Below are 25,941 nucleotides of genomic sequence, written 5' to 3'. Positions count from 1 at the left end.
CCACGGGGCAGTCTACGCGCACCAACTTGGGGGACACCCGGCCGCCGATGGCATGGAAGCTGCACCGCGAACGCTCTGCCATGTGCCCGCACGACTGCGCCTCCTGCACCACCGCCGCCGCACCGGCGGCCGTCGGCAGCGCCACGCCGCCGGCCGAAGCGCAAGCGCCGGTGCAGCGCGTGATGAAGGTGCGGCGCGACTACAACGCCTGGGTGGGCCGCGAGACGCTGGAGGACTATGCGCTGCGCTTCACGCCGCGCGCCTTTCGCAAGTGGTCCGAGCTGCGGGTGGCCAACACCGCGTTCGGCGCGGCGTCCTTCCTGGTGCTGGAGGCGGTGGGCGCCACCTTGCTGGTGGAGCATGGCTTCCTCAACGCCTTCTGGGCCATCCTCGCGACCGGGCTGATCATCTTCGCCGCCGGCCTGCCCATCAGCGTGTACGCCGCCCGCCATGGCGTGGACATGGACCTGCTCACCCGCGGCGCCGGCTTCGGCTACATCGGCTCGACCATCACCTCGCTGATCTACGCGTCGTTCACGTTCATCTTCTTCGCGCTCGAGGCGGCCATCATGGCCTATGCGCTGGAGCTGGCGTTCGACATCCCGCCCGCATGGGGCTACCTGCTGTGCGCCCTGGCGGTGGTGCCGCTGGTGACCCACGGTGTCACGATGATCAGCCGCCTGCAGGTGTGGACGCAGCCGCTGTGGATCGTGCTGCTGGTGCTGCCGTATGTGTACGTGTTCAACAGGAACCCCGGCATCCTGCATGGCCTGGTGCACTACGGCGGGGAGGCCGGCAGTGCCGCCGCCTTCGACCTGCATCACTTCGGCGCCGCGGTCACCGTGGGCGTGGCGCTGATCACCCAGATGGGCGAGCAGGCCGACTACCTGCGGTTCATGCCCGAGCGCACCGCCGCCAACAAGGCGCGCTGGTGGACCGCGCTGTTGATCGGCGGGCCTGGCTGGCTTTTGCCCGGCGTGCTCAAGATGCTGGGCGGCATGCTGCTGGCCTACCTGGCCATCAGCCACATGGTGCCCACCGACCGCGCGGTGGACCCGAACCAGATGTACCTGGCAGCCTACGAGACCGTGTTCCCGCGCGTGGGCTGGGCGGTGGCGGCCACGGCGCTGTTCGTGGTGGTGTCGCAGCTGAAGATCAACGTCACCAACGCCTATGCCGGCTCGCTGGCCTGGAGCAACTTCTTCGCGCGCCTCACCCACAGCCACCCGGGCCGGGTGGTGTGGGTGGCCTTCAACACGCTGATCGCGCTGATGCTGATGGAGCTGGACGTGTTCCAGGCGCTGGGCCGCGTGCTGGGCCTGTACGCGAACATTGCCATCGCCTGGATGGCCGCCGTGGTGGCCGACCTGGTGATCAACAAGCCGCTGGGGCTGTCGCCTGCGGGCATCGAGTTCAAGCGGGCGCACCTGTACGACATCAACCCGGTGGGCGTGGGCGCGATGGGCATCGCCTCGGCGCTGTCGGTGTGCGCGCACCTCGGCGTCATGGGCCCTGGCGCGCAGGCCTTCTCCGCGCTCATCGCGCTGGCGACGGCGCTGGTCACCGCGCCGCTGATCGCCTGGATCACGCGCGGCCGCTACTACATCGCGCGCCAGCCCTCGCTGCTGCTGGCCAACGACAGCGGCGGGCGCCTGCTGCACCGCTGCGTGATCTGCGAGCGCGAGTACGAAGGCGACGACATGGCGCACTGCCCCGCCTACCAGGGCAGCATCTGCTCGCTGTGCTGTTCGCTGGACGCGCGCTGCGACGACCTCTGCAAGCCGCAGGCGCGCCTGTCGGCACAGTGGAACGCGCTGCTGGCCCGGCTGCTGCCGCGCAGGGTGCAGCCCTACCTGTCCACCGGCCTGGGGCAGTACCTGCTCGTGATGTGCGCGCTGGTGCCGCTGTCGGCGCTGCTGTTCTGGGGGGTGTACCAGCACGAGCTGCGCCTGCTCGGCCCTGCCGCCGTGGCGGCGGCCGGCGCGTTGAAGTGGACCTTCCTGAAGCTGTATGCGGGCGTGCTGCTGGTGGCCGGCGTGCTGGCCTGGTGGCTGGTGCTCACGCACAAGAGCCGCCAGGTCGCGCAGGAGGAATCGAACCGCCAGACGCACCTGCTGATGCAGGAGATCGACTCGCACCGCCGCACCGACGAGCAGCTGCAGCAGGCCAAGCGCCAGGCCGACCAGGCCAACCAGGCGAAGACACGCTACATCTCCGCGGTGAGCCATGAGCTGCGCACGCCGCTGAACAGCATCCTCGGTTATGCGCAGCTGCTGGACGAGGACGAGAGCGTGCCGCCGCACCGCAAGCAGGCGGTCAGCGTGATCCGGCGCGGCGGCGACCACCTGCTGTCGCTGATCGAAGGCACGCTGGACATCGCACGCATCGAGGGCGGCAAGCTGCGGCTGGAGGTCAAGCCCATGCCTTTCCAGGCCACCTTGCTGCAGCTGGTGCACCTGTTCGAGCTGCAGGCCCGGGCCAAGGGCATTGGCTTCGCGGCGCGCCTGGACGGCCATATTCCGCTGGCGGTGCGGGCGGACGAACAGCGCCTGCGCCAGATCCTCATCAACGTGCTGGGCAATGCGGTCAAGTTCACGCGCACGGGGCAGGTCACCTTCCGCGTGAGCCATGCACGCGAGATGGCGCGCTTCGAGATCGAGGACACCGGGCCGGGCATGGCGGCCGAGGAGATCGCCCGCGTGTTCGAGCCCTTTGCGCGCGGCTCGGCTGACAGCGGCAGCCCGGGCACCGGCCTGGGCCTGACCATCAGCAAGATGCTCACCGACCTGATGGGTGGCGAGATGACGGTCAAGAGCACACCCGGCGCGGGCACCACCTTCAGCATCCGGCTCTTCCTGCCGGAGGTGAATGCCGCGCTGGCCACGCAGGCCCTGCCGCGTGCCAGCCGCACCGGCTATGCCGGCGCGCGCCGCAGCGTGCTGGTGGTGGACAACGAGGAGGTGGACCGCGGCCTGCTGGCCCAACGCCTGGCGCCCTTGGGTTTCCAGGTGGTGCAGGCCGCGCATGGCGAGGCGGCGCTGGGCCTGCTGCGCGAGGGGCTGCGCCCCGACGCGATCCTGATGGACCTGGCCATGCCGGGCATCGACGGCTGGGAAACGATACGCCGCCTGCGCCGCGAAGCCTTGAGCGACGCGCCGGTGGCGGTGGTGTCGGCCAATGCCTTCGACAAGGGGCTGGACAACGATGCGGGCATCACGCCGCAGGACTTCATCGTCAAGCCGCTGCGCCTGGCGGAGCTGCTGGACTGGCTGGGCCGGCGCCTGGCACTGCAGTGGCTGGAGGCGCCCGCCATGCAGCCCGCCCTGGCGCCCGAGCCGGCCGCACTGCACTGGCCGGCGCCAGCACAGCTGCAGGCCTTGGCCGAGTCGGTAAACCTGGGCTACTACCGTGGCGTGGTGCAGGCGCTGGAGCGCATCGAAGCGGCGGACCCGGGCTGCGCCGCCTTCGCGCAGCGGGTGCGGGCGCTGGCGCGCGAGTTCCAGTTCGATGCGATCGCCCAGCTGCTGAAGGCCGCCGCATGAACGCACCCACCACCATCGACCGCACGGCCGGCGACCTGGTGCTGATCGTGGACGACGTGCCCGACAACCTGGCCGTGCTGCACGACGCGCTGGACGAATCGGGCTACACCGTGCTGGTGGCCACGCATGGTGAGGCGGCCTTGCAACGCTGCGCCCAGGCGCTGCCCGACATCGTGCTGCTGGACGCCGTGATGCCGGGCATGGACGGCTTCGAGGTGGCGCGCCGCCTCAAGGCCGCGCCGGAGACCGCGCACATTCCGATCGTGTTCATGACCGGCCTGACCGAGACCGAACACGTGGTGCGCGCCTTCGAAGCCGGCGGCGTGGACTACGTGACCAAGCCGATCCGCGCCGCCGAGGTGCTGGCCCGCATGGCGGTGCACATGCGCCAGGCGCGCCAGGGCGCGCAGGCGCGCAATGCGCTGGATGCCTTCGGCCACGCGGCCTTCACGCTGCGCCTGGCCGACGCCCGTCTGCTGTGGCAGACACCCCTGGCGCGCAAGCTGCTGCACAGCTACCTCGGCGCGGACCATGAACACCAGCTGCCGCCCACCGTGGCCGACTGGGCGCGCGCCCAGGCCGCCGCGCGCCGCGCCGGCCAGGCGCCGCAGCAGCACGCCATGGCACACGGCCCGCGCCGCCTGCAGTTCACCCTGCACGAGGACACCGGCGACGACGAGTGGCTGGTGGTGATGCGCGAAACCTCCGACGCCGCCACCGTGCAGGGCATCGCCGCCACCTTCCGGCTCACGCTGCGCGAGGCGGAGGTGCTGTACTGGGTGGTCAAGGGCAAGACCAACCGCGACATCGCCGAGATCCTCGGCATGAGCCCGCGCACGGTGAACAAGCACCTGGAGCATGTGTTCGAGAAGCTGGGCGTGGAGACACGCACCGCTGCCGCCGGGCTGGCGATGGGCCGGGTGCGGCAGCTGGGCGGCGGCTGAGGGCGCAAAGCCTTCGGCAGAATGACCCCATGACTGCTTCATGCACGCTGCGTGCAGCCCGGCCGCACGATGCGCTCAGCATCGCCCGACACCGCTACTTCCGCGGCGAGCCGCAGGACGACATCGACAACTATGCAGCCTGGCTGGCACCCCGCATTGAACGGGGCAGCTATGTCGGCTTCGTCGGCGAGGCCGCGGGCCAGGTGGTGGCCGGCGCCGGCGCGGTGCTGCTCGACTGGGGCCCCACGCGGGGTGAGGCCACCGGCCTTCGCGCCCGGGTGGCGAACGTGTTCACCGAGCCGGCCTGGCGCCGGCAGGGCTTGTCCAGGGCGCTGGTCGGCCAGGTGATGGCGCAATGCGATGCACGCGGCATCCGGGTGTTCAACCTGGCTGCCTCGGATGAAGCGGAACCGATGTACCGGTCGTTCGGCTTCGAACCGTACCTTGGCGAGATGATCCTGCGGCGGTGAGAGGGCCGCTGGCGGGCGTGCATCCGCCGGGCCGCTGCCTGCGTAGATCACCGGGCGCCATACTGGCACCCCTGCCGATGTTGACCCGCCCGCACTCCAACCCGACGCTGCTCTCCCTGGCCCGCTTGCTGGCCGGCTGGCTGGCGTTGATCGTGCTGGTGCAGGGTGGGGCTGCTGTGCACGCGCGCCTGCTCCAGGGTGCCTTGCATCGGCATGCAGCGGTGCCCGCTCAGCCGGCCAGCATTGCGTGGCGCCTGCAGGCCAAGACGACGGAGCCGGCGCACCGCCATGACGAGTGGCAGCGACACCATCACGCGCAGGCTCACGCCACCGCCGTGCCTGGCGAGCCGGAGCCAGATGCCGGCATCGACGCCACGGCGGGGCTGCTGGCGCTGGCCTTCCTGAGCAGTGGATGGGTGACCGCTGTACCGCCGTCGGCGGGCGCACGGCATGTCTGGCGCCCGGCGCCCGGCTGGTTCATGGCAAGCCGCAGCCTGCGGCCGCTGCGCCGTCCGCCGCGGCGCTGAGCGCGCGCCTCGCGCCGTCGCTGCCCGCGTGCGGGCTGTCCTCTTCCTGTGCCCTCGGCGCTGCGGCGCGCGGGTGGCTGCTGCCAAAGTTCACCGTGAACCTGCGTTTCCCTCTCATGGCCAGCGCCTTCGTGCTGCTGTGCCCTTGTGCCATGGCGCAAGGCGACCCCGACCGTGTGGTCATCGAAGGCCATTACGACAATGCGGTGGGCAGCACCGACGCGGCCTCCCAGGGCGTGATCCGCGCCGAGCTGCTCAAGAGCCGGCCGGCCCTGCGACCCGGCGAGCTGCTGGAGTTCGTGCCCGGTGTCATCGTCACCCAGCACTCCGGCGACGGCAAGGCCAACCAGTACTTCCTGCGCGGTTTCAACCTCGACCACGGCACCGACTTCGCCACCTCGATCGACGGCATGCCGGTGAACATGCCCACGCATGGCCACGGGCAGGGCTACACGGACCTGAACTTCCTGATCCCCGAGCTGGTGGACCGCATCGAATACCGCAAGGGCCCGTACCTCTCGCGCAGCGGCGACTTTGCCGCCGCGGGCTCAGCCGACATCCGCTATCGGCGCAGCCTGGCGCAGCCGCTCGCGCAGCTCACCTTGGGTGAACGCGGCTACCAGCGCCTGGTGGGCGCCGGCTCCACGCCGGTGGCCGGTGACACCCAGCTGCTCGGTGCGCTGGAGCTGATGCACAACGACGGCCCCTGGACCCTGCCGGAACACCTGAAGAAGGCCAGCGGCGCGCTGATCCTGTCGCAGGGCGACCGGGAGCGTGGCTGGAGTGCGTCGCTCATGGGTCATGGCGCGCGCTGGGACGCCACCGACCAGGTGCCGCAGCGCGCGATCGATGCCGGCACCCTCGGCCGCTTCGATGCCATCGACACCAGCGACGGTGGCAGCACCTCGCGCGCCAGCTTGGCCGGCGAATGGCACCGGCGCCAGGGCGACGATGGCCTGCGCATCAGCGCCTATGCCATGCGCTACCGGCTCGACCTGTTCTCCAACTTCACCTATGCGCTGGAGCGGGCCGGGGGTGACCAGTTCGAGCAACGCGACAGCCGCTCGGTGTTCGGCCTGAATGCCGCACGCGACTGGGGCCAGGAGCTGCTCGGCCGGCCCTCGCGCAGCGAGCTGGGCGTGCAGCTGCGCCATGACCGCATCCGCGTCGGCCTGTTCGACACGGTGGCGCGGCAGCGGGTGGGCACCACGCGCGACGATGCGGTGCGCGAAACCTCGCTCGCGCTGTATGCCGAGAACAGCCTCGCCTGGACGCCCTGGCTGCGCACGGTGGCTGGGGTGCGGGCCGACACCTTCCGGTTCGCCGTGGACAGCTCGCTGCCGGCCAACAGCGGCCGCAGCGCGGACACCCAGGTGTCGCCCAAGCTGTCAGTGGTGCTGGGACCCTGGCAGCACACCGAGTTCTTCATCAACGCCGGCCGTGGTTTCCACAGCAACGACGCGCGCGGCACCACCAGCACGGTGGACCCGAAGACGCAGGCGCCGGTGACACCCGTGCCCGGCCTGGTGGCGAGCACCGGCTGGGAGCTGGGCGCGCGCACCGAGGCGCTGCGCGGCCTGCAGAGCTCGCTGGCACTGTGGGAGCTGCGCAGCCGCTCCGAGCTGGTGTACGTGGGCGATGCCGGCACCACCGAGGCCAACCGCCCCAGCCGGCGCCGCGGCATCGAATGGAACAACCGCTACGTCCCCGTGCCCTGGCTGCTGGTGGATGCGGACCTCGCGTGGACGCGTGCGCGCTTTTCCGACAGCAGCCCGGACGGCGACCGCATTCCCGGCGCGGTGGAGCGTGTGGCCTCCGCGGCCATCACGCTGCGCGACATGGGCGCCTGGTCGGCCAGCCTGCAGTGGCGCTACCTGGGCCCGCGCCCGCTGGTGGAAGACGATAGCCAGCGCGCGGCTGCCTCGTTGCTGACGAATCTGCGCGTGAGCCGCAAGCTGACCCGCGATGCCGAGCTGAGCGTCGATGTGTTCAACCTGCTGGACCGCCAGGTCAACGACATCGAGTACCTGTACGAATCGCGCCTGCCCACCGAAGCGGCCGCCGTGCTCGACCGCCACGTGCATCCTGCGGAGCCGCGCACACTCCGTGTGACGCTGCAATTGCGTTTCTGAGCCAAGGAGCCGCCATGCTGTCGTGTGCCTTGTCGAAGACCGTCGCCACCCTCGCACTGCTGGGCGCCTGTGCCGGTGCGGCGGCCCACGACACCTGGTTCCTGCCCCTGGGCGCGCCCAGCGGCGTGCCGCTGCTGTCGCTGGGCACGGGCAACCGCTACCCGCTGCAGGAGTTCCCGATCGGTGCGGAGCAGCTGACGATGCGCGGCTGCCGCAGCGCCGACGACCGGCCCGTGAGCTTCAGCGCGGTGCGCGACCTGCCGAAGTCGCTGCTGCTGCAGGCGGCGGTGGCAGGCGCACCACGCGACCGGCTGGCGGCGCCGCTCAGCTGCTGGGCGCAGCTGGTGCCCTTCGAGGTGGAACTGGAAGCCCGCATCGTGGACATCTACCTCGACGAGATTGCCGCCTCACCGGCGGTGCGCGAGGCCTGGGCTGGCATGCGGGCGCGGGGTGTGACCTGGAAGGAGCGTTTCACCAAGCACGCGCGCATCGAGCTGGCCGCAGGCCGCAGCACCGCTGCGGCGGCTGCGTCCGGCATGGGCCTGGACGCGCTGCTGCAAAGCGGGCTGCAGCGGCTGCGTGAAGGTGATCCGCTGGAGGTGCAGGTGCTGCGTGATGGCCAGCCCTTGGCCGGACTGGCGGTGGAGCTGATCGATGCCCGCGGCGCTTCAGGTGGCTGGTTCCACACCGACGCACAGGGCAGGGTAGGGTTCGGTGCGCCCGCGCCCGGCCGCTGGGTGCTGCGCGGCACCGACCTGCGCGTGTCCACCACCGAACCGGACACATGGGACAGCCGCTTCATCAACCTCGCCTTCGAGGTGAATGCCAAGCCCTAGAACGGCAGCAGCTTGAAATCGAACAGCCGCTCGGCCAGCCACACCGCCGCGATCGCGGCGATCAGCGACGAGCCGCCGACGAAGATCCACTCGCGGTAGAGCCGGGTGCGGCGCAGGCTGAAGGCCAGCGGCAGGAACACCGCCACGATCGCCAGCTGGCCGGCCTCCACGCCCACGTTGAAGCCCACCAGCGCCAGCAGCAGTGCATCCTGCGGCAGCCCCAGGTCCTGCAGCACGCTGGCAAAACCGAAGCCGTGGATCAGGCCGAAGCAGAAGGCCACCGTCCAGCGCCGGCCGTGGAACAGCGGGAACACGTTGTTCAGCGCGGCCAGCACCACCGACAGCGCGATGGCGGATTCCACCCAGCGCGACGGCAGCGCCACCACGCCCAGCGTGGCGAGCGACAGCGTGATCGAGTGCGCCACGGTGAACGAGGTGACGATCTTCACCACGTCCATGAAGGGCGCGCGCAGCTCGCTGGCCGGTTGCCAGCGCCGGCCCTGCCACACCAGCGCGGCCGGCAGCAGCAGCGACAGCAGGAACAGGATGTGGTCGTAGCCGACCCAGATGTGCCACACGCCTTCGCGCGCGTAGTCCAGGAACTGCGTCAGCCGGTTGCTCTGCGCCAGGTCGAACTGCTGCGTGGGCGCCTGCGGCCCGAGCACCGCCGTGCGGCTCAAGCCACCGGCCTGCAGATTGAGCAGGCCGCGGTGCTGCGGGTCCAGCTCGGCAAAGAGCGTGTAGTGCAGCGTGAGGTGCTGGGGCAGCTGCGGGCAGCTAACGCTGAAAGGCAGCACGGTGTAGGCGCCGTCGGTGTGGTCGTCCACCGCCTGCGCGCCCGCGGTGAGCGTGCAGGGCGCATCGTTGCTGCGCACGGCCAGGCGCGCCAGCGCATAGGCGGCGATGTTGTCGTGCTGTGCCTTCACCTCGCCCCAGGTGATGCGGCCGTCGCCGTTGGTGTCCAGGCCGATCGCGTAGTCGAGGTCGCGCAGCCCGATGTCCCAGCGGCCGTGCATGCCCTGCGCGTCCAGGGTGAGCGAGAGGTAGCTGTCCGAGGGTTTGTGCGCGTGGGCGGGGGCGCCGGCCAGCATGGCGGCCAGCAATGCGATGCAGCGCAGCGTGGCAGCCAGAAGGCGGCGCATCAGCGGGCCTCCTTCAGGCGCGCGGCCAGCTGCTGCAGCACCACGCTCTCGATGTGAGATTCGGCCATCCACTGCAGCACCGGCGCGGCGGCGGCCGGCTGGCGAGCTGCGATGGCGGCTTCCAGCAGGATGCGTGCATCCGCGGGCTCGCGCTGCACCGCGTAGTTGTTCTGCGCCAGCTGCAGCGCCCGCGCCGGCTGGCCCTGCACCTGCAGCGCAAAACGCGCTTCCTCCTTCTCGTGCGTGGCATCGCCGCGCAGGCGCGCCGCCTCGAAGCGCGAGCCCATGTCGCGTTCGTAGGCGGCCAGGGACGGTGCTTTTGCCGCCTTGGCGGCGAGTGCCAGGCGCAGCAGCAGCACGTCCGAGCGGCTCTTGTCCTTCAGCAGCGTCAGCACCTCCTGCGGCCGGCCACGGTCGAGCAGGAAGTCGGCATACGCGGCCAGCAGGTAGCCGTCGGTGAGGTCCAGCGCCAGGCCGGCGCGATAGGCCGCTTCGGCCGCCTCGAAGGCACCACGCCGCTCCTCGATCTCGCCCAGCCGGGTCAGCACCCACAGGCGCTCGGGCGCGCTGGCCTGGGGCTGTTCACGCAGCGCGATGCGGATGGCCTTGGCGGCGGCTTCGGCCCGCCCGGTGACCGAATCGACCGTCGCGCTGCAGGCCGTGGCCAGCAGCGCGGAGGTGTAGGGCGCCACGCGCTCGCAGGCGGTGCGCGCCTGCGCATAGTCGGCCTGCACCATGTGGATGGCGGCCAGCCAGCTCCAGGCCTCGGCATCGCCGGGATCGGCCTGCACCGCAGCCGTGAGGTCGGCCAGCGCTTCCTTGAACCTGTGGTTGAACTGCTGCAGCACGGCGCGCATCACGCGCACGCGCTGCGGCGGCTGTGGCAGGTTCCACCAGGGCGCCAGCGCGGCTTGGGCATAGCCCACGTAGCGCGGGTCGCCTTCGGCGGCCACCAGCTCGTAGTAGTGCCGTGCCAGCGCCACCGCAGTGCCTGCATCACCCGGCTGGCGGCGCAGCGCCTGGCGCAGCGCGTTCACCTCGGCCATGCGCGGGTCGGCGGGGCGCACCGGCAGCGTTTCCAGCACTTGGTCGTCGGAGCGGGGGAGGTACGGTGCGGCCGGCGCGGCGGCGCACATCAGCAGCAACAGCGGCGCGAAGGCCAGCGCGGGCAACAAGGGGCGGCGAATCACGAACAACGGCAGACGGAGCGGCAAAGCCGCGAGTATCGACGCGCTCGCGTGCCGCAGCACCGGGCGGCTGCCTCTGCCGCTCAGCCGCCGCGTGGCTTCAGGCGCAACCGCAGGTCCACCGGCGACATCGTGAGCGCCAGCCGCTCGCGCGCCTCGCCGCCATCGGGCGTGTCCACCGCCGCGATGTCGAAGTGGGCCAGCAGCATGGCGATCACCATCTTCATCTCCGCCAGCGCAAGGTAGCGCCCGGGGCAGATGCGCGGGCCGGCGCCAAAGGGCATGGCCACCCGCTTGGACGACGTGGCCGAGGGCCCCGCGAGCCAGCGCTCCGGCTTGAAGGCCTGCGCATCGGGGAAGTGCTTCTCGTCCACCGCGGCCGGGCGCATCAGGCACATCACCATGGTGCCGGCCGGCAGTGCCACGCCACCGGCCTCGGTGTCGCGCACCACCTGCTGGATGTTCAGCGGCGCCACGGGCTTGAGCCGCATGGTCTCGTGCGCGCAGGCCTCTACGAAGTCCAGCTCGCGCAGCTGCTCATGGTGCAGGGGCTGGCCGGCGCTGCCCAGCAGGCCGCGCACCTCCTCGGTGGCGCGGCGTGCGGCCTCGGGGTGGCGGTGCAGCAGCCAGATCATCCAGGCCAGGGTGTTGGCGGTGGTGTCCTCGCCGGCCAGCAGCATGGTGAGCACGTTGCCCGACACGTCGCCATCGGTCACCGCGCTGCCTTCGCGCTCGCGCGCGGCCACCATCGCCTCGATCAGGTTGCTGGGGTGCTCGCGCAGGGCCGGCTGCTCGGCCAGGCGCTGGCGGGCCGCGCCGATGAAACCGTCCACCGCCTCGCGCAGGGCCTGCAGGTGCCGGTCCAGCGCGCGGTCGGCCGGCAGCTTGACGTAGTGCCAGTACTGCACCGGCGCCAGCAGGCGCTTGAACAGCGCCGGCAGGATCTTGTCCAGGTGGGTCTGGATCACCTCCTGGTCCGACTCGATGGTGTTGATGTCGGTGCCGAAGGCCAGGCCGGCGGTCACGTCCACCGTGTAGCGCATCAGGTCGGCCTGCAGGTCGATGGCAGTGCCGGCCTGCGCCGCGCGCTGCCAGCGCCGCGCGAAGCGGTCGGTCACCTTCTGCAGGGTGGGGAAGAAGGCCTTGATGTGGGTGGGGTCCAGCCCGCTCAGCACCATGGGCCGCTGGCGCCGCCAGGTGTCGCCGTTGGACGAGAACAGGCCGCCGAAGCCCAAGGCCTGGGCGGTCTGGTTCAGCCGCGAGGTGCGCTCGAAGGTGTCGGGCCGCGCCCGCAGGATGGCGGCCAGCGTCTCGGGGTTGGACATCACGACGAACTCGCGCGAGGTGATGCGGAAGCGGTAGGCCTCGCCGTACTCGCGCGCCCAGGCTTCCACCTGCTGGTGCAGGCGGTCGCGCTCGATCTGCAAGGCGTTGCCCAGCAGCGGCAGGCCACGCGGGCCGGGCAGGTCGGCGATGCGGCGCGCCGGTGCGGCGGTGCTGGTGGTGGTGTTGTCGGCGAGCGCCATGGCGATGCGCCGCTTCAGGAGAGGTAGCTCGAGTTGCCGAAGCTCAGGCGCTCGAAGAGGTCGCCGGTTTCGGAGGCGAGCGCGGCCAGGCTTTGCAGCAGGCGCGCGTCTTCGGCGTCGAAACGATGGTGCCCGGTGCTGCTGAGCACCCAGAGGGTGCCCACCGGCTCGGCGTCGCGATGGATGGGCGCCAGCAGCACCTCCTGCAGCGGCTGGCCCAGCACCTGCACCGAGGCGTAGTGGCGGCCGGGCTCGCGCATCAGCAGCACGCCGTTGCGCGCCAGTACCTCGCCGCAGGGGCTGCCATGGCGCGGCATGGTCTGGCCCAGCAGCGGGCGCGCTTCACCGGCGGTGGCCACCCACCGGAACACTGTTTGGCCGCCCTCTTCGTCCAGCAGGCTCACGCCGGCGCCGTCGGCCTGGGTGGCCGACAGCACGCTTTCCACCAGCCGCTGCAGCGCGGCCTGCGGCTGCGGCGCGATGTTCTGCACCATCTCCAGCAGCAGATCGGCCTCGTCGGGGTAGCGCGGGCGGCCGTTGAAGCGGCTGTCCAGCTCGTGGTTGAGCAGGATCTCGTCCAGCGTGGCGCCTTGCGGGGGCATGCTGTCACGGCTCACGGAGGCCTCGCGTGCGAGTGATAGGGCGTTCACTGTACTGCGTTGCGGCCGGTGCGGGTGCCCACCTTCAGGGCTGCAGCGCCGCCAGCACGTCGGCCACCAGCCGGTCGGCCACCGCCACATGCAGCGGCGTCATGTCGGCCGCCGCCAGGCATACGATCACCAGCTGGCGCGACGGCACCACGATCGTGAACTGGCCGCGGTAGCCGCGTGCGAAGAAGGTGTCGCGCGGCGCGTGCGGCAGCCCCCAGGGTATGCCCCAGCCGGGCACCTCGCCGGGCGGGTTGAGCCACCAGCCCGCGCCGTAGCCGGTGTCCAGCGTGGGGGTGGTGCTGTAACGCACCCAGCCGGCCGGCAGCAGGCGCCGCCCGCCGGCCATGCCGTCGGCCAGATACAGCTGGCCGAAGCGGGCCCAGTCGCGGGCGCTGGCCTGCAGGCCGAAGGCGCCGACCGGCGTGCCGCTGGCGTCGGTGTTGAAGCTCGCGTGGCGCATGCCGAGCGGGCCGAACAGTTCGCGCGCGGCGTAGGCTGGCAGGTCGGCCCGGCCACCGCCGGCGGCGTCGCGCAGCACGCGCGAGAGCAGCTGGTAGTGGCCATCGCTGTAGTTCCAGCGTGTGCCCGGCGCGGCGGCCAGGGGCAGGCGGGCGGCGGCGGCCGCGGTGTCCGGCTCGGTGAACATGATCTGCGCCGTGATGTCGAAGCCGCTGTTGGCCTGCGGCATGTCCAGCCCCGACACCTGGCGCAGCAGCTGGTCCGGCGTGATGGCATGGCGCGCGTCCTGGCCGCCGGCCCAGGCGGCCAGGGGCACGGGCTGGTGCAGCTGCAGCCGGCCGTCGCGCACCAGCAGGCCGGCCAGCGCGTTGAGCACCGACTTGGTCATGGAAAAGCCGATCAGCGGCGTGTCGGGGCCAATGCCCTCGGCGTAGCGCTCGGCCACCACGCGGCCCTGGTGCAGCACCACGATGGCGCGGGTGCGCTGCCCGGGCGCCTCGAACGCCCGGTCGACCGCGGCCGCCAGGGCGGGTGGCGTGGCGGCCACCACCTGCGGCCCTGCGATGTCGGGCACCAGCGCGGCCGGCAGCGGCGGCATGGGCAGCGCCGCCGGTGTGTCCCCACCCGGCCCCAGCACGCAGCCCAGCCCCTCGCGGTAGGCCGCCCGGCTGGTGAAACCACCGGCCACGCTGGCGGTCACTTCCCGGTGCCGCCGGTCGACCTGGTAGGCCAGCGCCCAGCCGACCAGGCCCATGCCGGGCATGGTGAGCACCAGTTCGTCGAAGCTGCGTTCCGGCGGCAGGCCGGAAATGAAGGTGCCGGAACACACCAGCTCGCTGGTGAGCCCGGTGGCCACGCGCACGGCCTTGTCGGCCTGCAGCGCGGCGCAGCCGGACAGTGCCGCGGCGGCGCCGGCGGTGAGAAAGGTGAGGGCGGTTCGCACGGGGCAGGCTCCTGGAGGAAGAAGCCTGCAGCGTGGCGGCGGGGCGCGGCGCCGTCTCGCCGCCTTCGACGCCGGCTAGCCGGTTTCGGAATCGGCCAGCGTCATCGGTGCGTTGCCAGGCGTGGGCAGCCCGCCCAGGCGCCGGTAGTCGGTGGGCGTGAGGCCGGTGTCCGCCTTGAAGGCCCGGTTGAACGGCCCGAGCGACTGGAAGCCGGCGTCCATCGCGATGGTGAGCACCGGCACCTGCGCCATGGCCGGGTCGGTGAGCGCGCGCTTCGCGTCGGCCAGCCGGTAACTGTTGAGGAAGCTGCTGAAGTTGCGGTAGCCCAGGCCCTGGTTGATCAGCCGGCGCAGCTTGTATTCCGGCAGGCCCAGGCGCTCGGCCAGCGCGCCGACGGTGAGCGCTTCTTCCCGGTACACCTGCTCTTCGGCCATCAGGCCCTGCAGCGCGGCCACCAGGGCCGGGTCGGCCTCGGGTGCGGGCAAGCGCACGGGGTCAGGCTCGGCCTCCGACGGCGCCGCAGTGGGCCGTGCCTCTGGCGGCGGGTCTGCCGGCGACGCCACTGGCGCGAACAGGCCGTCGCCTTGCCAGCCGAGCAGGCGCCAGGCCACCCACGCCACCAGGCACAGCAGGCCGGCCGCTTCGGCCAGGCTGGCCAGCGGCGATGCGCTGGCGCTGCCGTCCAGCAGGCGCACCACCGCGAACACGGCGGTGTAGGCCACGACCAGGGCCACCAGCGGCCCGCGCAGGCGGCGCCGGCCTTCCACCAGGTCGTCGCGCCAGCTGGCCAGCGTCTGTGCCACGGCCAGCAGCGAAAACCCCAGCGGGACCAGCGTCAACACCATGCCGGTGACGACCGCCGCGACGCCATGTGCCGGGCGGAACACCGCGCACTGCAGCGCGCCGGCCACCGCGAACAGCCCCCACAACGCAACGTGCCAGGCACGCGGTCGGAAGTCGTCGTCGAACAACGCTCGCGTGAACAGCCAGAACACCAGCCCGTTGCCCGCCGACAGCGCCGCCAGCGGTGTGAGGGCCGGGGACGGCACGCTGCCGGGCGGGTAGGCCGCATAGGCCGCCACCCCGATGGCGAAGGCGGCGCCCAGGCGGGCGGCCGCCAGACCGCCACGCGCGCGCAGCAGGGCCGCGCCCAGCAGCAACAGCAGTGCGGCCGAGCCGGCGCGCAGGGCGGTGTCCATCGTGTGCAGGTCGAAGCGGTTCATCGATGAGGGGGCGGGGCAGCGGCCGCTACGGTAGCAGGCCGAGAGCCATGCTGAACACCTACCGGGCGCCGCGGCGCCCGCCGCCGAGCAGGCTGGTCCGGTGCGGCCCTACGCCATCTGACGTATTCCGGCTTCGCGGCCCGGTGCCTAACCTCGGCTCCGTTCTCGGGTGGCTTATCTCAAGGAGCGTGTTAGCCATGAATGTCTCTCGCCGCACTGCCGCGAAATCCCTCACCGCCATCGCCGCCGGCGTCATGGCGCTCGGCTACGGAAGCCTGGCCATGGCCGCCGACACCATCAAGGTCGGCATCCTGCATTCGCTGTCGGGCACCATGGCCATCTCGGAGACGGTGTTGAAGGACACCGCACTGATGACCATCGACGAGATCAACGCCAAGGGCGGCGTGCTCGGCAAGAAGCTCGAAGCCGTGGTGGTGGACCCGGCGTCCAACTGGCCGCTGTTTGCCGAAAAGGCCAAGCAGCTGATCACGCAGGACAAGGTGGCGGTGGTGTTCGGCTGCTGGACCAGCGTGAGCCGCAAGTCGGTGCTGCCGGTGTTCGAGCAGAACAACGGCCTGCTGTTCTACCCCGTGCAGTACGAAGGCGAAGAGCTCAGCAAGAACGTGTTCTACACCGGCGCCGCGCCCAACCAGCAGGCGATTCCGGCGGTGGAGTACCTGATGAGCAAGGACGGTGGCAGCGCCAAGCGCTTCGTGCTGCTGGGCACCGACTACGTGTACCCGCGCACCACCAACAAGATCCTGCGCGCGTTCTTGAAGAGCAAGGGCGTGGCCGAGGCCGACATCATGGAGGAGTACACCCCCTTCGGGCACTCCGACTACCAGAGCATCATCGCCAAGATCAAGAAGTTCTCGGCCGAAGGCAAGAAGACCGCGGTGGTGTCCACCATCAACGGCGACTCCAACGTGCCCTTCTACAAGGAGCTGGGCAACCAGGGCCTGAAGGCCACCGACGTGCCGGTGGTCGCCTTCTCGGTGGGTGAGGAAGAGCTGCGCGGTGTGGACACCAAGCCGCTGGTGGGCCACCTGGCGGCTTGGAACTACTTCGAGTCGATCAAGAACCCGACCAACGACGCCTTCATCAAGGAATGGACGGCTTACGCCAAGGCCAAGAACATTCCCGGCCACAAGGACAAGCCGCTCACCAACGACCCGATGGAAGCCACCTACATCGGCATCCACATGTGGGCGCAGGCGGTGGAAAAGGCCAAGAGCACTGACACCGACAAGGTGATCGCCGCGATGGCGGGCCAGACCTTCAAGGCCCCGGGCGGTTTCACCTCCACCATGGACCCGAAGAACCACCACCTGCACAAGCCGGTGTTCATCGGTGAGGTGAAGGCCGATGGCCAGTTCAACGTGGTGTGGAAGACACCCGGCCCGGTGAAGGCCCAGCCCTGGAGCCCGTACATCGCAGAGAACAAGGGCAAGAAGGACGAGCCCGAAAAGAAGTGAGCCCCGGCAGGGGCGTAAGCCCCGGCCGCATGGCGGCCACCCCCGAGGGGCTACCGAACCCGACCGGGCAACCCGGATCGGGTTCGGCCCGCCCGGCGACGCCCGTTCCCCTGGCCGCCTTTGGCGGCCTGTCCCCCTGGGGACTTTCTTTGGCACCTCCGATGTTGTTTCGCCTCGTTCTAGCCTGCGTTCTCTCCCTGTTGAGCGGGTCGGTGTTCGCACTGGACGCGCAGCAGGCGCGCGCCATTGCCGCGGGCGACAACGACGAGCGCATCGCGGCGCTGCAGCGTGCGGTGGCGCAGGCTGATCCGGCGCTCCAGCGGTTTGCGCAGGCGCTGCTCGATGACGAAGTGAAGTTCAATGCCGAGCGCGTGTTCATCGTGCACGAGGGCAAGGCCGTTGATGCCGCCACGGGTGCCGAGGTGGCGCTGCCCGATGGCGTGGAGGACGCGGTCAACAACAACCGCATGCGGCGTGAGCTGGGTGCGGTGCTGGCGGCGCTGAAGCTGTTTTCGCCCGATGCGGGCCTGCGCGCCAAGGCGATCGCCCAGCTGAAGGACGATGCCGACGACAGCAAACTGCCGTTGATCGCGAAGGCCGAAGCGGCTGAAACGGATCCGGCGCTCAAGGCGCAACTCACGGTGCTGAAGGCGGCGGTGCAGGTGGCCAGCAGCGACAAGGCCAGGCGGCTGGACGCGGTGCGTGCACTCGCATCCAGCGACCAGCCGGCCACACGTTCGCTGCTGCTGGAGCGCCTGGCCGCCGGTGCGGAAACCGACCCCGACGTGCGCACGCAACTGAAGCTCGCGCTGGATGCGGTGGAGTCGCGCCTGGCCTGGGGTGAACGCCTGGGCGTGCTCTTCACCGGCATCAGCCTGGGCTCCATCCTGCTGCTGGTGGCGCTGGGCCTGGCCATCACCTATGGCCTGATGGGCGTGATCAACATGGCGCATGGCGAGCTGATGATGATCGGCGCCTATGCCACCTGGCTGGTGCAGAACTTCTTCCGCGCGCACCTGCCGGCCGCGGCCTTTGACTGGTACATCGTGGCCGCCATCCCGGCCGCGTTCCTGGCCGCCGCGCTCGTGGGCGCGGTACTGGAGCGCGGCGTGATCCGCTGGTTGTATGGCCGGCCGCTGGAGACGCTGCTGGCCACCTGGGGCATCAGCCTGATGCTGATGCAGCTGGTGCGCTCGGTGTTCGGCGCGCAGAACGTGCAGGTGGAGAACCCGTCCTGGCTGTCGGGCGGCTTCAGCGTGATGAGCAACCTCACCTTGCCGTACAACCGCATCGCGATCGTGCTGTTCGCCGGCGCGGTGCTGGCCGCCATGGCGCTGTTGATCGCGAAGACGCGGCTGGGACTGTTCGTGCGCGGGGTCACGCAGAACCGGCGAATGGCGTCCTGCGTGGGCGTGAACACCGCCCGGGTGGACACGTATGCGTTTGCACTGGGAGCCGGTATTGCGGGGCTGGCCGGCTGTGCACTCAGCCAGGTGGGCAACGTGGGGCCGGACCTCGGCCAGAGCTACATCGTCGATTCCTTCATGGTGGTGGTGCTCGGCGGCGTCGGCCAGCTCGCCGGCACTGTGGTGGCCGCGCTCGGCCTGGGCGTGTTGAATAAGCTGCTCGAAGGGGTGGCCGGCGCGGTGCTGGCGAAGATCATGGTGCTGGTGTTCATCGTGGTGTTCATCCAGCGCCGGCCGCAGGGGCTGTTCGCGATGAAGGGAAGGAGCGCTGAAGCATGAGCGCCGTTCCCCATCCCAAGGCTGAGTCTGCGCAGGCGATGCCGGTTGGCGCGGTGCTGCCCTTGCCGGTGCACAAGCGTTCCGCAGCGCTGCACCGCACTGGTGTGATCGCAGCGCTAGCGGTCATCTGCGTGCTGGTGCCGCTGCTCAACCTGCTGGTGCCGGCCGGCCATCCGCTGCACCTGGCCGACTACCACGTGAGCCTGGTCGGCAAGATCATGTGCTACGCCATCTGCGCGCTGGCGATGGACCTGATCTGGGGCTACACCGGCATCCTGTCGCTGGGCCACGGCCTGTTCTTCGCGCTGGGCGGCTACGGCATGGGCATGTACCTCATGCGCCAGATCGGCCGCGACGGCAACTACCAGAGCGACCTGCCCGACTTCATGGTGTTCCTCGACTGGAAGGCGCTGCCCTGGCATTGGGGCCTGAGCGATTCCTTCGCGGCGCAGATGCTGCTGGTGCTGGCGGTACCCGGGCTGCTGGCCTTCGTGTTCGGCTTCTTCGCCTTCCGCTCGCGCATCAAGGGCGTGTACTTCTCGATCATCACGCAGGCGATGACCTACGCGGCGATGCTGCTGTTCTTCCGCAACGAGACAGGTTTCGGCGGCAACAACGGCTTCACCGACTTCAAGCGCATCCTCGGCATCCCGCTGGCCACGGCGGGCATGCGGGTGACGCTGTTCGTGATCACGGGTTGCGTGCTGGTGGGCTTTTACTTGATGGCCCGGTGGATCGTGCGCAGCAAGTACGGCCGCGTGCTGCAGGCGATCCGCGACGCGGAGAGCCGCGTGATGTTCACCGGCTACGACCCGATCGCCTACAAGCTGTCGATCTGGACGCTGTCGGCGGTGATGTGCGGCGTGGCGGGCGCGCTCTATGTGCCGCAGGTGGGCATCATCAACCCGAGCGAGATGTCGCCGGCCGCGGGCATCGAGATGGCGATCTGGGCGGCCGTGGGCGGACGGGCCTCCTTGATCGGCCCGATCGTCGGTGCCTTCGCGGTCAATGGTGCCAAGAGCTGGTTCACGCAGGCCTTTCCGGAGTTCTGGCTTTACTTTCTGGGGGCGCTGTTCATCGCGGTCACCTTGTTCCTGCCGCAGGGCCTCGTCGGCCTGTTCCGCAAGTTGAAGGAGCGCCAGGCATGACGCCCGAGCTGCAAGACGCACTGGCCGAGGCCAAGCGCGCGCATGACGAGCGTGCGGCCCGCTCTGGCGGGCGCCAGGCCGCATTCGGCCGTGTGCTCCATGTCGGCGAGCCCGACTTTGCGCATGGCATCGCGCTCTACCTCGATGACATCACGGTCAGCTTCGACGGCTTCAAGGCGCTGAACGCACTCACGCTGTCGGTGGGCGTGGGCGAGCTGCGCTGCATCATCGGCCCCAACGGCGCCGGCAAGACGACCATGATGGACGTCATCACTGGCAAGACCCGGCCGCAGGCCGGCACGGTGCACTTCGGCTCCAACATCGACCTGCTTCGCCTGCGCGAGAACGACATCGCTGAGGTGGGCATAGGCCGCAAGTTCCAGAAGCCCACGGTGTATGAAGAGCTCACGGTGTTCGAGAACCTGGAGCTGGCGCTCAAGGCCGACCGCCGGGTGCGGGCCAGCCTGTTCTCGCGCCTGGGCGGCGCGCAGCTGGACCGCATCGGCGAAGTGCTGACGCTGATCCACCTGAAGAGCCAGGCGAAGCGCATGGCCGGCCTGCTGTCGCACGGCCAGAAGCAGTGGCTGGAGATCGGCATGCTGCTGATGCAGGACCCCAAGCTGCTGCTGCTGGACGAGCCCGTGGCCGGCATGACCGACGAGGAGACCGAGCGCACCGCCGAGCTCTTTCTCTCGCTGGAAGGCCAGCATTCGCTGATGGTGGTGGAGCACGACATGAAGTTCGTGCACGCGCTCACACAAGGCCGCAAGACGGTGACCGTGCTGCATGAAGGCAGCGTGCTCGCCGAAGGGCTGCTCACCGATGTGCAGAACGATGAACGCGTCGTGGAGGTCTATCTCGGCCGCTGAAGCGGCCGAGATAGACCTGCGGTCGCATGTTTCGCTCCCCCGGGCCCCCTCCGGGAGGGGGTTCCAGTCAGAAGGACAAGTTCGAGATGCTGAGCGTTGAGGGGCTGAACCAGTACTACGGTGGGTCGCACATCCTGCGCAACGTCGGGCTCGACGCCAAGCTGGGCGAGGTGACAGTGATCCTCGGACGCAATGGCGTGGGCAAGACCACCTTGCTCAAGAGCCTGATGGGTCTGGTGCCGGTGAAGACGGGCCGCATCACGCTGGGTGGGGAAGACATCACGCAGCGCACACCTTATGAGCGGGTGCGGCGCGGCATCGGCTATGTGCCGCAGGGCCGCGAGGTGTTTTCGCGCCTGACGGTGGAAGAGAACCTGCGCATGGGTCTGGCCACGCAGCCGGGGTCTACGCCGATTCCGGCGGAGCTGTTCGAGCTGTTTCCGGTGCTCAAGCAGATGCTCGGCCGGCGCGGCGGCGACCTGTCCGGCGGGCAGCAGCAGCAGCTGGCGATCGCGCGTGCGCTGGCGGCGCAACCCCGGCTGCTGATCCTGGACGAGCCCACCGAAGGCATACAGCCCAGCATCATCAAGGACATCGGCCGGGTGATCCGCATGCTGGCGCAACGCGGCGGCATGGCGATCGTGCTGGTGGAGCAGTACTACGACTTCGCGGCCGAGCTGGCCGACCAGTACCTGGTGATGGAGCGCGGCGAGGTGGTGCAGCAGGGCCGCGGCGCGGACATGGCCGCCGACGGTGTGCGCCGCCTGATGTCCATCTGAGAAAGGGTGCCGAAGCGCCGCACAAAAGAAAAGGGCGATGACGCTTGCCCGTCATCGCCCTCTTGCCTGAGGAAGAAGTGGATTACTTCGTCGTCGGGGTGCCTTCGCCGGCCTTGGTCTCGCCAGCCTTCACTGCGGAAGCAGCCTTGGCCTTGCGCTCGGCACGGGTGGTGGTGGACGCAGCCTTGGCAGCCGGGTCGGTGTTGGAGCCTTCGCCGGCCTTGGTTTCGCCAGCCTTCACTGCGGAAGCAGCCTTGGCCTTGCGCTCGGCACGGGTGGTGGTGGAGCCGGTCTTGGCTTCGCCCTTGGGCATGCCTTCGCCAGCCTTGGTTTCGCCGGCCTTCACGGCGGCAGCAGCTTCAGCCTTGACTTCGGCACGGGCCTTGGCACCGGACGCAGCCGAAGCAGCCATCGGGGCGGCGCCAGCGTGGGAAGCGGCCAGGGCAGCCTGGGCGCTGAACAGGGCGAACACGCCAGCGGCAACGGCGGCGACGGTGTTTTTGATCGTCATGGGGAAATCTCCTGAGTGGGAACGAACGGGGGTCAGACCAGTTTCATCGGCTTCACAGCCTGCGCTGCCGGCACCGCAACAAGGGCACCGGAACGCGGCTCGAAACCTGCAAACACGCCGAAATCGAGCCCGGCTGAGGATGATAACGTCAGGCCGCCGGCCGGGTTGACGCGACCGGCCGGCATTGTGGCGAGCCCGCGACGTTGTGGGCGCAGCGCCCAAGGCGCTGCTGCCGCCGTCGTTCGCACTTCACGGCCCGGTGGCCGGCCCGCACCCCGGCCACCGGCTGCACGCCAAGGATCAGAAGGGGGTCGAGCCGAGTTGGGCGCCCTTGTCCTGGTAGGCCGTGCTCAGCTCCCCGCGCGGGATGGTGCCGGCGCGCACCATGGAGGCGGCCTCCACCTTCACTTCATTGCGGGTGGGAATCATCGTTTCGGTGGTGTGGTGCGGCAGGCCGCTCGCGCTGCTGGTGCCGCTGGTGCTGGTGGCGCTGGAGCTGGGTGTTCCCAGGGTGCCGGGGGCCACCACCTCGGCCGGCATGGTCGAGCTGCCGTTGACGTCGCTGCTCATGGTGCCGGTGCTGGTACCGCTGGTGCTCTGGGCCTGCGCCGCACCGCACAGGGCAAGGGTGGCCGCAACGGCCGCTGCGAGGGTGTGAAGTTTCATCGAGTGCTCCTTCGTCGGTGGATCGGGACACAAGGCTGGGCAGCCTCCGTCCCTGTATGAAGGCGCGGCTTCGGGTTTGTTCGGAGTGGGTCGCACACGGTCGCGGCTGTCACACCGTTTCACGGAATTTTCCGGAACCTCTGCTGCCCTTGTAGGGCAGCGCTGGCAAGCGCTCAGGGGTCTTGCGGAGTGCGCCGGTGGTCGCGCTTCAGGTGCGCCAGATGCGGGGCGGGTGGGCGGCCATGCCCCAGGCCACCTGGCGCCAGCAGGCCCGCACCGCCCCCAGCAGTTGCAGGGCCGGTTCCACCTGGTCCGCCAGCACACGGAGCACCACGCACTGCGGCTGCGGCGAGGTGCAGCCCGCCAGGGCTGCGAGGGTGTGGCCGGCCAGGATGTCGCGTGTGCCTTCCAGCAGCGCCTCGCGCAGCGAGGGGGCTAGTGCGCTGCCGGCACCGAACCAGGCGGTGGCGAGCACCGGGCGGCCGGCCAGCCCCAGGGGCGACTCGAGCAGGCGCCGGTCGGCGGCATCGATGCGGCCGCGCTCCAGCCACACGCCGGGCAGCTCCAGCTCCTGCAGGAAGCTGCCGCGCTGGAACGGCGCGGCAGCCGCCGGCAGGCCCAGCGCCAGCACATCCCAGCCGATCATCTGCGCGCCGGGTGCAAGCTGCACCTGCACCTGGTTGTGCGCCAGGCAGCCGTCGTAGGCAATGCTTTCCAGCGGCAGCCACTCGAGCCGCGCGCCGTCGGCCACACTGACCTTGGCGCTCTGGTGCGCAAGGGCGCCGGCGCTGCGGTAGAAGCGGGTCGCACCGGGGGTGGTGATCAGCGCATGCGTGCCGGCGTCGAGCTCGGCGCTGATCTCCAGCCGGTCGCCGCCCACGATGCCGCCGGGCGGATGCACCAGCACGTGGTGGCACACGGCGGGCCCTTCGGGATACAGCCGCTGCAGCACGCGCAAGGGCCCGTGGTGGCGGTCGTGCGCTGTCGTGCTGCCTTGCGCATCGAGCTGGTAGTGCAAGGCGAGCCGCCCATGCCAGCCGGTGCTGCCGGGTGGCACGGCCGGATCCGGCGCGGGTGCGGCGTGAGCCGGCATGTCCAAGGGATTCAAGGCTTCAGGTGCCGGCAAAGCTGCGCAGCCCGCCCAGGTCCAGCACCGTGACGCCGCGGTGCTCGATGCGGATCAGCCCCGCTGCCTGCAGGCGCTGCAAGGCGGTGTTGGCACGCTGGCGCGACACGCCCGACAGCAGGCCGATCTCGCCTTGCTGCAGGTCGATGAACGGCCCGGGTTCGGGGTAGAGGTCGGGGTTGAACAGGCTGGCCAGGCAGCGCGCCACGCGCGCGTCCGCGCCCAGCAGCCGGTCGTATTCCAGCAGCCCGATGAACAGCCCGAGCCGGGCGTTGAGCAGGTTCTGCAGGTAGTGGTTGAAGGGCAGGCTGGTGGCACGCAGCCATTCGAAGGTGGCGCGTGGCATGAAGGCGGCGCGGGTGTCGCGCAGCGCGATCACGTCGTAGCGGCGCGGCTCGCGCTTGAGCAGCGAGCCTTCGCCGAACCAGCCGCCGGCGGTCAGCCCGGTGAGCGTGCTCACCTTGCCGTCGGGCGCGGTGACCGACATCTTCACCAGGCCCTCGATGACGCCGATCCAGTGCTCGCAGGGGTCGGCCATGCGGGCCAGATAGCCCTCGGCCGGCACGCGGCGCTCGAAACACTCCTGGCGCACCCGGTCCATCTCGTTCCAGGCAAGGTTGCGGCCCCAGGTGGAACCTTCCAGCATCTCGGCAAGGGTCTTGGTCATGCGCCGGGGCATTGTAGGCAGCGCGATGCGCGTGCTTCGCCGCAAGGCACCGCATTTGCCGCTGGGGCCGGATGGACATGCACAGCGCAAGGCCCGCATGCTGATCGCCTGGTTCGTGCTGGTGGGCGCGGTGCTCATCGTGATGGCGTTTTCCAGCCACCTGGTGCAGCGCCTGCCGCTGTCGCCGGCCATCGTGTACCTGTGCGTGGGCGCCGCGACCGGCCGCGTCGGCCTGGGCCTGATCGACGTGGACCCGATGCACCGGGCCGGCATCCTGGAGCTGCTGACCGAGATCGCGGTGTTGATCACGCTGTTTGCCGTGGGCCTGCGCCTGCGCATGCCCTTCACCTGGGCCGCCTGGGAGCTGCCGGTGCGGCTGGCGACGGTGGGCATGGTGCTCACCACCGCCCTCATCGCTCTGGCCGGCTGGCTGCTGCTGGATGTGCCGCCGGCGGCCGCCTTGCTGCTGGGGGCAGTGCTGGCGCCCACCGATCCGGTGCTGGCCTCCGATGTGCAGATCCGCGAGGCCGGCGACCGGGACGCGGTGCGCGTATCGCTCACCGCAGAGGGCGGCATCAACGACGGCACGGCCTTTCCTGCGGTGATGCTCGCGCTGGGCCTGCTCGGCACGCACGAGCTGGGCGCCTTCGGCTGGCGCTGGGTGGCGGTCGACCTGGTCTGGGCGATCGCCGCCGGCCTGCTGCTCGGCTGGTGGTGCGGCGTGTGGGTGGGCCGCACGGTGCTGCGCCTGCGCGGCGGCGGGCACCGGCTGGAATACGAGGAGTTCCTGGTCTTCGGCGTGATCGCGCTGGTGTACGGCGTGGCGCTGGCGCTGCACGCCTATGGCTTCCTGGCGGTGTTTGCGGCCGGGGCCGGCCTGGCGCACGCCGAGCGGCGCGGCCGGGTGCGCAAGGACGCCGAGGACGATGCGGGGCATTCCTCGCGGCTGTCCAGTTTCAGCGGGCAGTGCGAGCGCCTGGCCGAGGTGGCGATCGTGCTGCTGATCGGCGCGACGCTCGCGTGGGTGTCCTGGGAATGGCAGGTGCTGGTGTTCGCCGCGCTGGTGCTCGTGGTGGCACGCCCGCTGGCCGTGCTGGCCGTGCTGCCGCGCCGCCGCGTCACCAAGGCGCAGCGCCGGCTCATGGCCTGGTTCGGCATCCGCGGCGTGGGCTCGGTGTATTACCTGTCGTATGCGGCCGGGCACCAGCTGGACCCGGCGTGGACCCACACCGTGGCGAGCGCGGTGTTCCTCACGATCGCGATGTCGATCTGCCTGCATGGCGTGTCGGCCACGCCGCTGATGGAACGCTACCGCAGGCGCCGCCAGCCCAAGGACGAGCCCGCTCCGCGGCGCGAAGGTTTGTGAATCGAGC

22 protein-coding genes are annotated in these 25,941 nt (G+C 70.3%); 12 read left to right on the top strand and 10 right to left on the bottom strand.

Features of this window, described 5'->3' with window-relative positions; translation table 11 throughout:
- The first annotated feature begins 80 nt into the window (after window positions 1-80).
- The 6 genes from VPH43_RS01185 to VPH43_RS01160 all read left to right on the top strand — a co-directional run bounded on the left by VPH43_RS01185 (window position 81) and on the right by VPH43_RS01160 (window position 8,451).
- Entirely contained in the window at window positions 81-3,542 is a 3,462-nt protein-coding gene (locus tag VPH43_RS01185) for a hybrid sensor histidine kinase/response regulator (protein WP_442909190.1), read from the top strand.
- Window positions 3,539-4,486 carry a response regulator transcription factor gene (locus VPH43_RS01180; RefSeq protein WP_328575815.1) on the top strand — a complete coding sequence of 316 codons (948 nt, stop codon included), beginning with the start codon at window positions 3,539-3,541 and terminating at the stop codon, window positions 4,484-4,486. Before VPH43_RS01185 ends, VPH43_RS01180 begins: the two co-directional genes overlap by 4 nt.
- A 29-nt stretch (window positions 4,487-4,515) precedes the next feature.
- A complete protein-coding gene (locus tag VPH43_RS01175) occupies window positions 4,516-4,956 on the top strand; it encodes a GNAT family N-acetyltransferase (RefSeq protein WP_328575814.1) in 441 nt (146 codons plus the stop codon).
- Window positions 4,957-5,033: 77 nt separating this feature from the next.
- Window positions 5,034-5,483, top strand: coding sequence for a hypothetical protein (locus tag VPH43_RS01170; protein WP_328575813.1), 450 nt, complete (start codon window positions 5,034-5,036; stop codon window positions 5,481-5,483).
- A gap of 116 nt (window positions 5,484-5,599) precedes the next feature.
- On the top strand, window positions 5,600-7,615 hold the full coding sequence (locus VPH43_RS01165) for a TonB-dependent receptor (protein WP_328575812.1): 2,016 nt from the start codon (window positions 5,600-5,602) through the stop codon (window positions 7,613-7,615).
- A 14-nt stretch (window positions 7,616-7,629) separates the two neighbouring features.
- Window positions 7,630-8,451, top strand: a complete 822-nt coding sequence (locus VPH43_RS01160; protein WP_328575811.1) for a DUF4198 domain-containing protein — start codon at window positions 7,630-7,632, stop codon at window positions 8,449-8,451.
- Here VPH43_RS01160 and VPH43_RS01155 read toward each other — a convergent pair.
- The 6 genes from VPH43_RS01155 to VPH43_RS01130 form a co-directional block, all read right to left on the bottom strand.
- Window positions 8,448-9,593 (bottom strand): HupE/UreJ family protein, encoded by a 1,146-nt coding sequence (locus tag VPH43_RS01155; protein ID WP_328575810.1) that lies wholly within the window; start codon window positions 9,591-9,593, stop codon window positions 8,448-8,450. The genes VPH43_RS01160 and VPH43_RS01155 overlap by 4 nt on opposite strands.
- Window positions 9,593-10,807, bottom strand: a complete 1,215-nt coding sequence (locus tag VPH43_RS01150) for a tetratricopeptide repeat protein (protein WP_328575809.1) — start codon at window positions 10,805-10,807, stop codon at window positions 9,593-9,595. The genes VPH43_RS01155 and VPH43_RS01150 overlap by 1 nt, the downstream gene beginning before the upstream one ends.
- 56 nt (window positions 10,808-10,863) lie before the next feature.
- Window positions 10,864-12,306: a cytochrome P450 gene (locus tag VPH43_RS01145; RefSeq protein WP_328575808.1), complete on the bottom strand. Its 1,443-nt coding sequence runs from the start codon at window positions 12,304-12,306 to the stop codon at window positions 10,864-10,866.
- A 14-nt stretch (window positions 12,307-12,320) separates the two neighbouring features.
- Window positions 12,321-12,923, bottom strand: a complete 603-nt coding sequence (locus VPH43_RS01140) for a GAF domain-containing protein (protein ID WP_328575807.1) — start codon at window positions 12,921-12,923, stop codon at window positions 12,321-12,323.
- Between the two features lie 67 nt (window positions 12,924-12,990).
- The gene (locus tag VPH43_RS01135) at window positions 12,991-14,358 is read right to left on the bottom strand and encodes a serine hydrolase domain-containing protein (RefSeq protein WP_328575806.1); all 1,368 of its coding nucleotides are present in this window, start codon (window positions 14,356-14,358) and stop codon (window positions 12,991-12,993) included.
- Between the two features lie 75 nt (window positions 14,359-14,433).
- Complete coding sequence (locus VPH43_RS01130) at window positions 14,434-15,582, bottom strand: helix-turn-helix domain-containing protein (protein ID WP_328575805.1); 1,149 nt, start codon at window positions 15,580-15,582, stop codon at window positions 14,434-14,436.
- Between the two features lie 197 nt (window positions 15,583-15,779).
- On the opposite strand from VPH43_RS01130, the gene urtA reads away from it, so the two are divergent.
- The 5 genes from urtA (at window position 15,780) to urtE (ending at window position 21,598) form a co-directional block, all read left to right on the top strand.
- Window positions 15,780-17,057 (top strand): urea ABC transporter substrate-binding protein, encoded by a 1,278-nt coding sequence (urtA, locus tag VPH43_RS01125; protein WP_328575804.1) that lies wholly within the window; start codon window positions 15,780-15,782, stop codon window positions 17,055-17,057.
- Between the two features lie 161 nt (window positions 17,058-17,218).
- On the top strand, window positions 17,219-18,802 hold the full coding sequence (urtB, locus tag VPH43_RS01120) for an urea ABC transporter permease subunit UrtB (protein WP_328575803.1): 1,584 nt from the start codon (window positions 17,219-17,221) through the stop codon (window positions 18,800-18,802).
- Window positions 18,803-18,840: 38 nt separating this feature from the next.
- Window positions 18,841-19,950: an urea ABC transporter permease subunit UrtC gene (gene urtC / locus VPH43_RS01115; protein WP_328576188.1), complete on the top strand. Its 1,110-nt coding sequence runs from the start codon at window positions 18,841-18,843 to the stop codon at window positions 19,948-19,950.
- Window positions 19,947-20,819 carry an urea ABC transporter ATP-binding protein UrtD gene (gene urtD / locus VPH43_RS01110; protein WP_328575802.1) on the top strand — a complete coding sequence of 291 codons (873 nt, stop codon included), beginning with the start codon at window positions 19,947-19,949 and terminating at the stop codon, window positions 20,817-20,819. Before urtC ends, urtD begins: the two co-directional genes overlap by 4 nt.
- An 86-nt stretch (window positions 20,820-20,905) precedes the next feature.
- Window positions 20,906-21,598 carry an urea ABC transporter ATP-binding subunit UrtE gene (gene urtE / locus VPH43_RS01105; RefSeq protein ID WP_328575801.1) on the top strand — a complete coding sequence of 231 codons (693 nt, stop codon included), beginning with the start codon at window positions 20,906-20,908 and terminating at the stop codon, window positions 21,596-21,598.
- Between the two features lie 82 nt (window positions 21,599-21,680).
- On the opposite strand, the gene VPH43_RS01100 is transcribed toward urtE, so the two are convergent.
- The 4 genes from VPH43_RS01100 to VPH43_RS01085 form a co-directional block, all read right to left on the bottom strand.
- On the bottom strand, window positions 21,681-22,109 hold the full coding sequence (locus VPH43_RS01100) for a hypothetical protein (protein WP_328575800.1): 429 nt from the start codon (window positions 22,107-22,109) through the stop codon (window positions 21,681-21,683).
- Window positions 22,110-22,409: 300 nt separating this feature from the next.
- On the bottom strand, window positions 22,410-22,775 hold the full coding sequence (locus VPH43_RS01095) for a hypothetical protein (protein WP_328575799.1): 366 nt from the start codon (window positions 22,773-22,775) through the stop codon (window positions 22,410-22,412).
- A 208-nt stretch (window positions 22,776-22,983) separates the two neighbouring features.
- Window positions 22,984-23,868 carry an urease accessory protein UreD gene (locus VPH43_RS01090; RefSeq protein WP_328575798.1) on the bottom strand — a complete coding sequence of 295 codons (885 nt, stop codon included), beginning with the start codon at window positions 23,866-23,868 and terminating at the stop codon, window positions 22,984-22,986.
- A 19-nt stretch (window positions 23,869-23,887) separates the two neighbouring features.
- A complete protein-coding gene (locus tag VPH43_RS01085; protein WP_328575797.1) occupies window positions 23,888-24,568 on the bottom strand; it encodes a Crp/Fnr family transcriptional regulator in 681 nt (226 codons plus the stop codon).
- A 25-nt stretch (window positions 24,569-24,593) separates the two neighbouring features.
- Between VPH43_RS01085 and VPH43_RS01080 the strand changes: the two genes are divergently transcribed.
- Window positions 24,594-25,934: a cation:proton antiporter gene (locus VPH43_RS01080; RefSeq protein WP_328575796.1), complete on the top strand. Its 1,341-nt coding sequence runs from the start codon at window positions 24,594-24,596 to the stop codon at window positions 25,932-25,934.
- The last annotated feature ends 7 nt before the right edge of the window (window positions 25,935-25,941 follow it).

Source organism: Ideonella sp. BN130291, from assembly GCF_036231905.1.
Classification (GTDB): Bacteria; Pseudomonadota; Gammaproteobacteria; order Burkholderiales; family Burkholderiaceae_C; genus CAMLIZ01.
The sequence above is the reverse complement of the archived record's forward strand: the minus strand, read 5'-3'. Positions and strand labels throughout refer to the sequence as shown.